Annotated in this window: 11 protein-coding genes; 7 read left to right on the top strand and 4 right to left on the bottom strand. The window is 45.4% G+C overall.

Annotated features, from left to right (window positions below; genetic code table 11):
• Window positions 1-4 precede the first annotated feature (4 nt).
• A complete protein-coding gene (locus G7035_RS09305) occupies window positions 5-1,120 on the bottom strand; it encodes a WG repeat-containing protein (protein WP_019688979.1) in 1,116 nt (371 codons plus the stop codon).
• A gap of 502 nt (window positions 1,121-1,622) precedes the next feature.
• Between G7035_RS09305 and G7035_RS09310 the strand changes: the two genes are divergently transcribed.
• From G7035_RS09310 to G7035_RS09330, 5 genes are all read left to right on the top strand, one after another.
• A complete protein-coding gene (locus G7035_RS09310) occupies window positions 1,623-1,940 on the top strand; it encodes a PTS sugar transporter subunit IIB (RefSeq protein ID WP_013312603.1) in 318 nt (105 codons plus the stop codon).
• A complete protein-coding gene (locus G7035_RS09315) occupies window positions 1,933-2,265 on the top strand; it encodes a PTS sugar transporter subunit IIA (protein WP_016822628.1) in 333 nt (110 codons plus the stop codon). The genes G7035_RS09310 and G7035_RS09315 overlap by 8 nt, the downstream gene beginning before the upstream one ends.
• Window positions 2,266-2,349: 84 nt before the next feature.
• Complete coding sequence (celB, locus tag G7035_RS09320; protein WP_016822629.1) at window positions 2,350-3,678, top strand: PTS cellobiose transporter subunit IIC; 1,329 nt, start codon at window positions 2,350-2,352, stop codon at window positions 3,676-3,678.
• Between the two features lie 74 nt (window positions 3,679-3,752).
• Window positions 3,753-5,162: a glycoside hydrolase family 1 protein gene (locus G7035_RS09325; protein ID WP_026065363.1), complete on the top strand. Its 1,410-nt coding sequence runs from the start codon at window positions 3,753-3,755 to the stop codon at window positions 5,160-5,162.
• A 212-nt stretch (window positions 5,163-5,374) separates the two neighbouring features.
• Window positions 5,375-6,085, top strand: a complete 711-nt coding sequence (locus G7035_RS09330; protein WP_016822631.1) for a GntR family transcriptional regulator — start codon at window positions 5,375-5,377, stop codon at window positions 6,083-6,085.
• A 98-nt stretch (window positions 6,086-6,183) separates the two neighbouring features.
• On the opposite strand, the gene G7035_RS09335 is transcribed toward G7035_RS09330, so the two are convergent.
• Window positions 6,184-7,725: a family 43 glycosylhydrolase gene (locus G7035_RS09335; protein ID WP_019688978.1), complete on the bottom strand. Its 1,542-nt coding sequence runs from the start codon at window positions 7,723-7,725 to the stop codon at window positions 6,184-6,186.
• A gap of 406 nt (window positions 7,726-8,131) precedes the next feature.
• Here G7035_RS09335 and hmpA point away from each other — a divergent pair, with 406 nt between their 5' ends.
• Window positions 8,132-9,361: an NO-inducible flavohemoprotein gene (gene hmpA / locus G7035_RS09340; protein ID WP_019688977.1), complete on the top strand. Its 1,230-nt coding sequence runs from the start codon at window positions 8,132-8,134 to the stop codon at window positions 9,359-9,361.
• A 108-nt stretch (window positions 9,362-9,469) separates the two neighbouring features.
• Here the strand turns inward: hmpA and serS are convergent, their stop codons facing one another.
• A complete protein-coding gene (gene serS / locus G7035_RS09345) occupies window positions 9,470-10,759 on the bottom strand; it encodes a serine--tRNA ligase (RefSeq protein WP_019688976.1) in 1,290 nt (429 codons plus the stop codon).
• Between the two features lie 41 nt (window positions 10,760-10,800).
• Entirely contained in the window at window positions 10,801-10,932 is a 132-nt protein-coding gene (locus tag G7035_RS27660) for a hypothetical protein (protein ID WP_260148909.1), read from the bottom strand.
• Window positions 10,933-11,476: 544 nt separating this feature from the next.
• Here G7035_RS27660 and G7035_RS09350 point away from each other — a divergent pair.
• Window positions 11,477-14,029 carry a DUF2339 domain-containing protein gene (locus G7035_RS09350; RefSeq protein WP_019688975.1) on the top strand — a complete coding sequence of 851 codons (2,553 nt, stop codon included), beginning with the start codon at window positions 11,477-11,479 and terminating at the stop codon, window positions 14,027-14,029.
• Window positions 14,030-14,130 lie beyond the last annotated feature (101 nt).

Raw genomic sequence — 14,130 nt, forward strand, 5'->3', positions numbered from 1 at the left:
TTTTTTATTTTGAAGCAGAATGTTTAGATACAATGAAGGCTTTGCCTGGCTTGACAAAAGCAACTGCATAACCATTAGAGAAGGAAGAAGATTCCGATCTGTATTCAAGCTTGGTCAGCAGTTGACCTTGGCGATTGATGTAACCGAATTTTCCGTCCGAGACAGATGAGTTTGCTTGTTTACCAACTAAAGCAATGCCTTCCTTGAATGGAGATGTAACGTCATATTTTTGTTGATATTTAATGACCAATGTTCCGGTTTTATCAATAAACCCAACCTCATTTTTCGCATTTTTCACACTGGCCAAGCCCTCGCTAAAATCCTGTGCATCCGTAAATTTAAAGGGAATCACGACTTTTCCCTGTTTATTGATGAATCCCCATTTACCCTTGGCATTTTGTACTGGAGCCAATCCTTCCGAGAAGTCTCCGCCAGATTTGTATTGAGGTGGAATGACTTCTTTTCCTGCCGTATTGATATAACCGTATAGTCCCTTGCTATTTTGAACAATAGCCAAGCCATCCGAGAAACTACGGCTGTATTTGTGTTGATAAGGAATCGCTAGCTTACCGGAAGCATTCACAAAACCAATCTTCCCAGTGTTAGGGGCATAGGCAAGGGCCAGCCCTTCTGTAAATACATATTCTGAATCCACATGTTCTTTAAAATGAGAAAGGATTTTTCCCGTTCGATCTATAATTGCATTTTCTTTGGTGTCTGCTATGGTGACCTTGGCCTTGCCTTCGGAAAAGACATTGGCTTCGGTGTATTGGCAAGGAATGACCAGTGTCCCTTTCGTATTAATGTACCCAAAGAGATTGGTTTTTGTATTTTTGACTACAGCCCGCTGCTCTTGAAAATCACCAACAGGTTTAAGCTCGGCGGGAAGAGAGAAAGCCTTTTGTCCCTTGGTATTGTAATACACAAGGTTTCCGGCAGATGTTTCAGCAGCCAATAAGCCATCATGAAAAGCACCATCGCTTGAAGGACGAGCAATGTTGTAATCTACAGCAGTTTTAGAGACTTCAATGGTTGTTATGCTGGGTGCGGCCCAGCCTGTTCCAATAACAGAGATGCCAGTAATCAAAATTAATGCAGCTAATCCTAACTTTTTCAACATGCATAAGCTCCTTTGTGAGTTGATTTTTAACTTCGGGCTTCAAAGAATCCTGCCCTCATACGTAGGGCCTTCCATAATATAGACGATAAAAATGTAGGAATGTTTCTTGATATTCAAAATTTTTCTAATTTTCAGTGCGTGAAAGCTCTACTTTCATGTAGGATGCTTGTTCATCTCGTCTCTACTCATCTCTTCTGACCTCAGCTATTCTTTGGCTACGGAGGGGCTATCAAGCCTATTCCGTAGCTCATGTTAACAATTTACAGAATCGAATAACATATCATTGGCAGAATCTCTTATAGTGAAAATCGATTATTATTGAGAGATTAAAGATGAGGGATCAGTTCACTTTCAAAAAAAAAGAAGAAAATGTGTCATTTTAAAAAAAGTCTATACATATATGTTAAATGTATAGACAAATTCAAAAAGCGGATTTATAATTACGCTGTAAACGTTTTCTAGTAGTTATCATCCAATCAGACCTTGAAGGGAAGGAACAATCATGAAGAAAATTTTACTGGCGTGCAGCTCAGGTATGTCTACAAGTTTGCTGGTTACTAAGATGCAGGATTATGCTAAGTCCATTGGAGACGAGGCTGAAATTTGGGCAGTAGGTCAAGATCAAGCCGCAGAGGACATGGCTAAGGCTGACGCTGTATTGATCGGCCCGCAAATGAGTTTTCTTAAAGGACAGCTGGAAAAGGAAGCAGCCCAATATGGTATTCATGTAGAAGTGATTGACATGATGGCCTACGGAATGGTTGACGGTAAGAAAGCCTACGAACAGGCTGTGAAACTGGTGGAACGTAAAAATGGATAAAGTTAATATAGCTGATCTGACGGAAGAACAAATTAGTTTCCAACTTATTTTGCATAGTGGAAGCGCTCGCAGCAAAGTGATTCAGGCGCTGACTGAATACAGAAATGAAAATGTAGAAGGTGCGGACGATTTGCTCAAACAAGCCAAGCAGGATTTACGTGCCGCGCATGATATCCATTTTCAAATGGTTAAGAAGGAAGCGGGAGGAACCCAAACTCCCTTCTCGCTCCTTCTAATGCATGCCGAGGATCATTTGATGTCCACGGCTACCATGAAGGATTTGGTTCAAGAGCTGCTGGAGCTGTTCAAATCCAGAAGTTTATAGCTGGACCTGTAAATTTGTGAATTTTGGGACATGAAATGCTTGCAACCCTATTGATGCAAGTCACTTCGCGGGGAGGAATAGGCTTTGTTTGAAAAATTAAGCCGGATACTGATACCTATTGCCGGTAAACTGAACAACAACCGCTATCTTACTGTACTGCGTGATGCATTCATGCTGTCATTTCCATTAACAGTTTTTGGCTCCATTATTGTAGTTATTATTAATCTGCCGTTTCTAAAAGGGTGGATGGGCGACGGCAATTATGCGACTTTTAGCAGTCTGCTGAACATTGCGCCTAATGCCACACTGAATATTATGACCTTATTTGTCATCGTCGGGATTGGTTATTATCTATCTCGAAGTTATAAGGTCGAGCCCATATTCGGCGGTATGATCGCGTTGGCCAGTTTCTTAATGCTCACCCCTTTTGTACTGACACAAGAAAGCGGTGCCACGATTGCTGGTGTCATTCCGGTGGACCGGATTGGTGCCAAAGGCATGTTCCTTGGTATGATCGTCGCCTTTATCGCGGCTGAGATATACCGGAGGGTGACACAGCGAAATTTTGTCATTAAAATGCCTCCAGGTGTTCCGCCAGCCGTTGCCAAATCGTTTGCCGCTTTGCTTCCGGCATGTATCACATTGGGCATATTTTTGATCATTAATGTTGTAGTTACACTGACCCTTCACAATAACCTGCATGATCTGATTTATCATGCCGTACAGGCACCGCTGGTGCATTTGGGCAGTGGTATTATACCTACATTAATTGCTATTTTCTTTGTTCAGCTTTTATGGTTCTTTGGGCTTCATGGTCAGATTATTATCAACTCAGTTATGGACCCAATCTGGAATACACTGGCACTTGAAAACTATGAAGCGTACTCCAAAGGAGCGGAACTGCCGCATATTATCACCAAGCAGTTTGTGGATATTTATACAGTAGGTATCGGTGGTACAGGTATGACATTGGCTGTCGTGCTTTCGATTCTGATCTTCCTGAAGAGTAAGCAATTGAAGCAGGTCAGTAAGCTGGCCCTTGGACCAGGTCTGTTTAATGTCAACGAACCCGTCATATTCGGTCTGCCGATTGTGATGAATCCGCTTATTTTTGTTCCGTGGGTCATTTCTCCAATGATCGTTACGCTGATTACTTACTTTGCCATGACTACGGGGATTGTACCGCCGCCCAACGGGATACAGGTTCCTTGGACGATGCCGTTGTTCTTTAGTGGAATGATGGCTACGGGTTCTCTAATGGGAGGCATACTGCAGTTGTTTAATATGGCTGTCGTCTTTGTCATCTGGTTCCCGTTCCTGAAAATTATTGATCGGATGAACGTTCGTAAGGAGCAGGAAGAGGAGCTTAAACAAGCAGCCGTTGCAGGTAAGGATCAAACTGTTGGAATGTAACATGAATGAGCTGCTAGTGTAGTGGACTTGTTCTTTGCAAAAGAGAGAGGAGTAGAGCTGTGAATCATACCGAAATGAAAGATATAGAGCAGCAAGCCATTCAATACCGTTTTCCGACTGACTTCTGGTGGGGTTCCTCAGCTTCGGCTACCCAGACAGAAGGAACTGTGGAGGGAGACGGCAAAGGACCGAACATTTGGGATTATTGGTTTGAGCAGGAGCCGAACCGTTTCTATGACGGGGTCGGTCCTGCTGATACATCCCGTTTCTATACCCGTTATAAAGAAGATATTGCACTCATGAAAGAGCTTGGCCACAACTCTTTCCGGTTCTCTATCTCCTGGTCACGCCTGTTTCCGGCAGGGAAAGGTGAAATAAACCAGCAGGCGGTTCAATTTTATAATTCCGTCATTGAAGAGTTGCACCAGGTGGGCATTGAGCCGTTTGTGAATCTGTATCATTTTGATTTGCCGATGGCTTTACAGGAAAAAGGAGGCTGGGTAAACCGCGAGACGGTCGAAGCTTACGTGGATTACGCGAACACTTGCTTTGAGTTGTTCGGGGATCGTGTAGCCAAATGGTTTACGCATAACGAGCCAATTGTCCCGGTGGAAGGCGGCTATCTATACGATTTCCACTATCCCAATGAAGTGGATTTCGGTAAAGCTGTACAGGTGGGATATCATACCCTGTTATCGAGCGCCAGTGCCATTAAGGCTTACAGAGAAGGCGGCTATAAGGGCAAAATCGGTATTATTTTGAACCTGACGCCGAGCTATCCGCGTAGTCAGCATCCGGCAGACGTGCAGGCTGCTGAAATATGCGACGCGTTCTTTAACCGTTCCTTTTTAGACCCATCTGTGACGGGAGAATTTAACCCTTTGCTTGTGGAGCTGTTACGCCAAGAGGGATTTGTACCGAGCATGGAAGATGGAGATCGGGAAATTATACGCCAGGGTACTGTAGACCTGCTGGGGATTAACTATTATCAGCCGCGCAGAGTCAAGGCTCGCGAAAGTCTCCCAAATCCAGACGCACCTTTTGTGCCGGAACGATTCTTCGATTATTATGCCATGCCTGGTCGTAAGATGAATGAGATGCGAGGCTGGGAGATTTATGAGAAGGGCATTTACGACATTCTGACCAATGTCAGAGAAAATTACGGCAACATTGAATGCTTCATTTCAGAAAACGGAATGGGCGTACAAGGTGAAGAAAAATTCAGAGATGAGCAGGGTATGATCTGCGATGATTATCGTATTGATTTTATCCGTGAGCATCTCAAATGGGTCCAACGAGCTATCTCAGAAGGGTCCAATGTGAAAGGCTATCACTTATGGACGTTTATGGACAACTGGTCCTGGACGAACGCATATAAGAATCGTTACGGCTTTGTATCCGTGGATCTTCAGAACGAGGGTAAAAGATCCGTTAAGCAGAGTGGGTACTGGTTCAAACAAGTGATCGAAAATAACGGATTCTAAGGTAAGGTGGGGGGTGGTCCTTTGGACCGCCTTTTTTTCTTCATTGCTGAAAGGAAGCTGTGCTGTATACCGCTGGTGAGAAAGTATAATGTTCGGTATACTTACTATACCGTCATACCTTAACGTCCCGCCTGCAGAACAGAAAAACCAGCGCTACCGATATTTTGGTAAAATGCTGACATAAAACAATTTTTAGTACAGGTGGTAGACAGATGAACAAATACGAGCGGATTGCACAAGAGGTCAAAGAGCGTATTATGAATAAGACCTACTGCAGTGATGATCCCATCCCTGATGAGATCTCATTGGCAAAAGAGTTTCGTGTAAGTCGAATGACGATTAAGAGGGCATTGGACACATTGGTGATGGACGGACTGCTGAATCGTAAAAGAGGACACGGAACCTTTATCGTTAAATCGGTCTACAATGGCCCGGTTAATGTCGTTGTAAATGAAATGCTGGGGCTGACCAACGTACTGCGCGGGAAAGAAATCAAAAGTAAAATCATAGCCTTTGACGTTCAATTTCCATCCGAGGAAGTAGCGACTCATCTGTTTATTGACGTCAATTCTCCTGTATATCATGTGATCCGTCTGCGTGTTGTGGAGGGCGAACCCTATGTTATCGAGCGCACGTACATGCCAACGAAGCTGATTAGCGGTATTACCGAGGAAGTGTTGTATGGCTCGGTGTACAAACATATTAAGGAGGAGCTGGGCCTTAATATTGTCGGTTCACATCGTACCATCCGGGCATCCAAGTCGACGGAACTGGATCGGGAGCATCTGGATTGTGCAGCAGATGACCCAATCTTGGAAATTGAGCAAGTGGGTTATCTGGATACGGGGATACCATTTGAATACTCATTCTCGCGCCATCGGTATGATAAATTTGTGTTCACCACAGTGAATCGGATGCGTTGAGCCAGTGAGTAAGAAACGGATGGTAAAGCACAAGCATGGCAGAAGAAGGCCTAACTGATGTGGGCACTCTCCTGCCATGTTCTTTTTAATGAAGCAAATTAATTGCCAAGCAATCTCACTTCATGCACCGTCGGAGTATACCAGTTGTTCGGATTATTAAATAGCACTGCATTTACAAGATTAATTCTTACGTAACGGGCTTGAAAATTAACTTTGTCACTGGTAAAGCCGTATGCAGTATTGCTCGTACGGTCAATGGTGGAATAATGAACGCCATCCGTACTATATTCGATCTTATACTTGTAATATGCCTCAGATCCTTTGTACATAAACCATGAAATATCCACTTCGTTAATCGTCTTGGTACTGCCCAAATCCACCTGCCACCAAGCAGGCCAGGATGCAGATGTAGCCTTCCATGAGGTTTGGGGATTGCCATCGTTCGCCAGTGAAGCCGGGGAAGCAGATGCGGCTGAACTGGCAGTAGCTGTTTTGCCTTGCGCGTGATTCACAAGGGATGGCAGGATGACTGTGCCTGTAGCAGCATCCATATCCCAGCTACTGTACCAGTTTAGAGTAGCCGTTTTATTGGAGTCATTCAGGGTCAATGGCAACCAGATGAATTTGTGATCGCTCAGATTGAGCGGGTTCCAGCGGTCGCCCATATAGATGTAGCTGGTTCCTGCGCTGCCTGTAATTGTGGCGATGGAATGGATTTGCGAGCCGTAAGCCGCCGGATCACCGAAAGGCGACAAAGCAGACCAGCTTCCAGTCATGGAGCTGGCGGTTGCATAAGCACCCTGATTCGGATACCAGCCGGATGCCTGCGAGGTGAACAGGTAGTAGGTGTTGTTCTTTTTCACAACAGCAGGCGCTTCACGATAACCATTTTCAAAAATCCAGCCAACGAATGACTGCACGCCTGTATAATCGGCTGTCAGCTTGAAGATCGCCATCGTATCGTTGGCGCCGCCATTTTTACGTGAAGCTGTAATGAGGTAACCGCTACCGTCGGTATCCGTAAACACCGTCATATCACGGGACTCATAATTCAGCGGGCGGAAGCTGCCTTGATAGGTGAAATTCCCGTCAGGCGTATCGCTGGTAGCAACAGCTACGCGACCGAGTGAGTAGTCTGTGCCATTTTCATAGTGTGCCCATAGTACATATTTTCCGGTAGATTTGTTGTAAATGACTTTAGGCCGCTCAATTTTGCTTGAATTCAACTCAGGGGCGGAATCTTTGGTGAGAATACTACTGCGGAAAGACCAATTTTTCAGATCGGTTGAGGTATATACGTTCACTTTTTCAAATTTCCAGTTCTCAGCGTGCTCGCCGTACCAATAATAAGTGGAACCTACTTTTAGGATATTGCCGCTGTTCGCCTGAATCGGGTTTCCTGCGGTGTCCTTCCAATCCGTTCCATTCGTAATGGCTGTGCTTGCTGTTGCACTCAAGGACAGTTCTGCATTAGCGGCGTCCAAACCATTCAGCGATGGGTTCATCTCGCTCCCATAGGTTGCTTGCGTAACGCCTGTTGTATTGGCATGTACTGCATCAGGTTGAAGGCCTGCACCGACCACTGCGATTATAATACAAATCCATGGGGCTAACCATTTGCTGTTGTTGATCCACTTCACGATATCATCTGCCTCCTTTAACACGGATAGGATGGGCCAGAAGGGCTTGTCCGGCACCTCACCTTTGATTTTATCTTAATTGGAAGCGTTTACAAGTGGAATAAATTGAAGTCTTTAGAATCATAAATTGGAATCGGTACTGAATGAAAATGGGAATGTTGGTCGGCTGAGTTAAAAGAAGCGTCTCTTTGCCTACTTGTGGATGTCCTATTATCTACACCAGGAATGTATATAATTGTGCGTTTTGTCATTGACACGTTCACATTATTTCAAATTTAAAGTGACTGGAATCACATAAACGGTTACTTTATGTGGGTATACTTGCTTTAATTGAAGGTTAACAAAAGGGAGCTATGTTGTAACGCCTTTTGTTCATCATTATTTTGGAGAAAAGAGGGATACAACAATGCTAAGTGAGCAAACCATTGCAACGATCAAATCGACTGTACCTGTTTTGGAGGTACACGGAACTACAATCACCAAGCGTTTTTATCAGATGATGTTTGAGGCCCATCCCGAGCTTCTCAATATATTTAATCATGCGAATCAGAAGCAAGGACGTCAACAGGGGGCGCTGGCCAATGCTGTATATGCGGCCGCACAGCACATTGACCGTCTGGAGGAAATTCTTCCGGTGGTACGCCAGATTGCACATAAGCATCGTAGTTTGGGGATTAAGCCAGAGCATTATCCGATCGTCGGAAAATATCTGCTAGCTGCGATCAAAGACGTGCTGGGGGATGCAGCAACGGATGAGATCATTAATGCATGGGCCGAAGCCTATGGTGTGATTGCGAATGTATTTATAGATGTGGAAGCTGAAATGTACAAGGAGGCTGAACAGCAGCAGGGAGGTTGGTCAGACTTTAAGAACTTTGTTGTACAGAAAAAGGTTAAGGAAAGCGAGCGAATTACGTCCTTTTACCTGGTGCCGCAGGATGGACAGGTGCTGCCTGCATTCGAGCCTGGGCAATATATCAGCTTGAAGATGGAGATTCCGGGTGAACATAATACTCATATCCGTCAATATAGCCTTTCTAGTGCACCAGGAAAACCTTACTACCGGATATCCGTAAAACGAGAGGATGCTGTAGGGTCTCGTCCAGCGGGCAAGGTATCTGTGTATCTGCATGAGCACGTGCAGGAGGGCGATGTACTATTGGTATCTGCACCGGCGGGTGACTTTACCCTGGATCGGACAGATCGCAGACCTGTTGTATTAATCAGTGGTGGAGTCGGGCTCACCCCGATGGTCAGCATGCTGGCTTCCCTGGTGGAAACTGCTCCGAATCGGCCCGTCACTTTTGTCCACGCAGCAGTCAGCGGAGATAACCATGCTCTGCGTAATGAGGTGGAAGAACTAGTCGCCACACATGCACAGGCGGCTGTTCGGTGGTGCTACAGCAGACCAACCGAGCAGGATCGTCTAGCTCAGGCCTTTCATAAGGAAGGACATCTGGATCTGGCCTGGCTGCAATCCGTGATACCGGAACGTAACGCTCAGTATTATTTTTGTGGCCCTGTGGGATTCATGCAATCGGTATACGGCCAGTTGAAAGAGTGGAATATCCCTGCATCGGATATCCACTATGAATTTTTTGGCCCTGCTAGTGCATGGGAAGCAGAAGCGCAGTGAGACATTAAAAAAAGGCGAAGGATGGTTGTCCTTCGTCTTTTTTGTGTTTATGACTATGAGGAAATCCTACTCATTGGCTCTACGCTTCTTCAAAGTGTGCCCATATTTTCATGACATGGGAGGACGCAAAAATTCTATATGCTGCGGCATATACTGGCGTAAAGCTTCTGGAATGCGGATCGAACCGTCCTCCTGTTGGTGATGCTCTAGCAACGGGATCAAGATCCGAGGCGAAGCGACCGCTGTATTGTTAAGTGTGTAACAATATTGTAGCTTGCCGTCCGCATTACGGTACCGGATGTTGGAACGACGCGCCTGAAAATCAAGCAACTGGGACGACGAGTGTGTTTCGCCGTAAGCCTGTCTGCTAGGCATCCATGTCTCAATGTCCACCTGCTTGTAGGTTTTTTGCGACATGTCGCCTGTACAGACAGCCATCTTACGGTAGGGGAGCTCCAGCAGTTGAAGCAGATCTTCCGCATTGCGCGTAATCTCCTGAAACATCTGCTCTGAAGCTTCCAGACTCGCTTCGCAGATGATGACCTGCTCCACCTTGGCAAACTGGTGCACACGATACAGTCCGTGCACGTCCCTTCCGGCCGAGCCAACCTCGTTGCGGAAGCATACGGATACCGCCGCCAGCCGAATCGGGTCTGTAACGTCCATAATCTCACCGCTGTAATACGAGACCAGCGGAACTTCCGAGGTGCCTACAAGCCATTGATCTTCTCCAGCGATACGGTACGTCTGATCCAGTCCAAGCGGGAAAAAGCCAGTGCTGCGCATTGCCTCAGAGCGTACCATTAATGGTACGTCCAGCAGCTGAAATCCTCGTTCGCTCAGCAGATCAACAGCAAGCTGCTGTACAGCCCGGTGCAACGCGACCCCAGCTCCCGTCAGATAATAGTTACGGGTACCGGCTGTTTTGACACCGCGAGGCACATCGATCAGGTTGTGAAGCTGGCCGAGCATCATATGATCCTTGGGTTCAAATCCAAAGTCAGGTATCGTTCCGACCCGTTCCAGTTCTATATTATCTTGATCCGACTGGCCTCGCGGCGTATCCGGGGATACGATATTAGGCATTAGAAGCAAGAGCTGTTGAAACTGTTGCTCTAGTTCCTGTTGCGGGGCTTCCAGAAGATCTAGCCGTCCGTTAATTTCTTTGACCTGCCGCTTAGCCTCATCCGCCTGTTCATTTTTCCCGGCCTGAATTAGCGCCCCAATATCCTGACTACACTGATTACGCATCTGGCGAAGCTGCTCCACTTCCCGAAGCAGCTGCTTTCTCCGATCATCCAGGGTTAACAGCTCTGCGACCGATACTTGTATTCTTTTGTCGTCTGCCGCTCTCTGAACCTGCTCTTGATGCTCTCTAATCCACTTGATATCTAACATGACACCGCACTCCTTTTCGGATAAAAATACAAAAAGCGCCCTCATCCACATGGGACGAGGAGCGCTTTGATCTCGCGGTGCCACCCAAATTGACCGGACAGCATGACAGAAGTCATACTCTCCAATCCACTTTGCTCCGCTTTAACGGGCGGGTCCGGTCTACTTAGGAACATATCGCCATATCGTACACTAACGTATAATCCTTGGCGTAAACGCCTCCGAGTTGGATGCTCTTCACAGGCACAATGTCGTTTGCTTTTTTGTAAGTATACGAATTTTTGGCAGGTTAATCAAGGGCATGAGTCAGTACACTGGATTACTTCCTTTTTTCAACATGATCTTTCCAATAAAAATAAATACACAATGCGATTAAGATAAGTGGAAACAAGTGAAAAGCATCATTGTAACCTACAGAATGGCTGACTCTTAGAACGTATAAAATCCAAAACATGGACATGCTTGCGATCAAAGCTATAGTACCACTTACTGAATACATGTATATTTCTCCTTTCAATTTCGATTTCATGTTTGCGAAGGGGAAAGGTAGGCTTTATTTCTTATGTATTTCCATTCTACTTCATCTGTGATAATGAAACTGGAAGAATATTTAAGTAATAGCCTTAATTCAGCGTTCAAAATGGGCTATAGTCTCTATAATGCTATTTTAATTTCATGTAAAATGTAATGATTACCAAAACGACAGCGATGGAGGGGAACATGGAGGATTTTAAAGATCGTTTACATACGATCCGCCAAGAACAGAACAAGCTGCTCAAGGAGTATCAAACATTAATCGCAGATTACGAAGCTTCAGATATCATTTTGGAAAACGAGGTTCTGCGAAAAAAGTTCGAGGATTATCAGGCTCGCTGCATTCACTTGGAAGAGCGGGTACGACATATTGAGCAGGAAAATGGAAAGCTGCGTACTGCACTGACGGAGCAGATGTTGAGCGAAAAGGCGAATATGATTCGCATTTCGCGGGAAAAGCTGGAGACCTATTTTGCTTCCAGAACCGCAGAAGGGGAAAACCGGCTGACATCCATTGAATATGGGGCTAAAAACCGGGTGGACCAGCTTATTCAGCAAACCACTCATGAGCTTAAAGAGGATCAGGACGAGATCGTCGCTAGACTGAGACTGTTCTCGGAGGAGATTCGTGACCGGATCATGGAGCAACGCAGGCGGTTTCAGGAGGCAGAGCGCAAATTGCTTCATCAGACGGGAAATGAGCTTCATCAGCTCGGGGAAGAAGAGATCAGCGAAGAAACGATGCAGAAGCGCATGAAGCAGAATCAGTTTGAAATGATGCTGGGATTGAACTGGATTAACAAGCTGGGGATTTTGCTCATTATCTTGGGTGTGGGAGCCGCTTTTAAATACTCATACTCAAACTGGTTTACAGGGAATATGAAGGGCGTTGCGTTCTTTTTGCTAGGAGCGCTGATGCTGGGCGGCGGCGAGTGGTTGTATCGCAAGCAGAAGCAGACCTTTGCGCTCGGTATCTTGGGCGGCGGTATTTCTGTACTGTACGGGTCCATTTTTTATAGCTACTTTTTGCTAGAAATCATAGGAATGTATACAGGTATAGGCTTGTCCGTTCTAGTTACGGTGACCGCTGTGCTGTTGTCCTTAAGATATGAATCTCGAACGATATGTTCCTTCGGTTTAGTAGGGGGATATCTTCCGTTGTTCTCCTATATGGCAGCAAACGGGCTGGAAGGAAACGCCGTGTATATCGCGATGGGCTATCTATTCTTGCTGAACCTGCTGATCCTGCTTGTATCCTTCCGCAAACGGTGGGTCATCGTGCAATATATCAGCTTTCTGCTCAATACCCCATTAATGGTTGTACTCGCGTGGTTATCAGAAAGCAATATAGCCAGCATGCTATATGCAATCATTACATTTGCGATGTATCTCGGGATGACACTGTGGGTGCCGTTCCGACTCAAAACAAAACTATCATGGCTGGATTTCTCCTTGTTGGCTCTGAATACAGTTGTGAGCTGTTCCGTTCTGTATTCTCTGTTCGGCGATGCAGGTCTGGATGATTACAAAGGATTACTGGCACTCGTCTTTTGCTTGGTGTATGGGGGCTTGGGCCAATGGGTTCGGCGATATATTCCAGAGGAGAAACAAACCAAAATACTGTTTTATACGACATCATTGACCTTTGCCATTCTCATGATTCCGTTCCAGTTTGGAGTCAGATGGTTGTCCATGGGCTGGTTAATCGAGGCTGTGCTTCTTACATTGTATGGACATCGCTATCGCTTGAAAGAATTGGAGCGTGCAGGATGGGGCATTCTAGGATTGTGTCTGGGCGCATTCTTTTTCATTGATTTCCCTATATATCTGTTGTCAGGCTTTGAGACAGATTATTTTGGGCTCAAATATACGCTCATTACACTGGGAATGTTGATCGTTACTGTCTTCTATGCGATTGAATATAGTCGTCCGAATGCTTTCAAAAACAATCGTTTGTACGAAATGCATATCATGCAAGGATTTAAGTATGTAGCTTTGGTGAACGTGTACCTCTATCTTTTGTACGAAGCTGGGCATTGGTATAACATCGTCGTATCCGATGAGTTTGCACATTACACCTTGTACAAGGTATTGTTGTTCACCTGCGTATCCCTGGTGTTAGCTTATTTCCTGCCTAAAGTGAAGCTGTTGTACGATCGGGTGATTAAATATTATAGCTTGGCATTGTACGTCATAGGCTACGCGCTGGCATTGGTGGTAACCGTAGCGATTCCAACCTTGCATGAGGATTATGCGCAGAATACGGCTGCTGATTATGTGGCGTTAATTGTACTGGCAGCCTTTAATGTACTGGTATTCTTCAGCAGCAAGGACTTCCTAAACGCACTGATGACGCGACATTATAGAAGTAATGAGCTATATCCGGTCATTATGGGTGTATATTTGTTGGGCATCATTACCGCCTTTCTCGGAGTTCAGTTCCACCTGGGAGACGCAGGTCTTGTGTTCAGTCTGGTGTATCTCCTGTTGGCTATTTTGTATATTGTATACGGCTTCCTCAAGCGAGTGGTCTACATCCGCCGATTTGGGTTGGGCTTGACTCTGCTAGCTACAGGTAAGCTGCTATTGTACGATCTACACCTATTAACGTCGGGAAGTACGATTGTAGCCTATTTCTCCTTTGGGGTTGTATTGCTGGCCATTTCGTATATTTATCAAAAAGTATCCAATCGTATGGGAGAGACCTTTATAAAGAAGGATACTGAAGAAAAAATGTAGTTTTTTGTTGTATTGTGTAGATCCCGAACATTATGAAAATAAATCCGGAAATAGTGAAAAATTATGCATGACCTCGCATCCTACTTACGCTATAATGAGAA

It is taken from the genome of Paenibacillus polymyxa (genome assembly GCF_015710975.1).
Taxonomy (GTDB): domain Bacteria; phylum Bacillota; class Bacilli; order Paenibacillales; family Paenibacillaceae; genus Paenibacillus; species Paenibacillus polymyxa.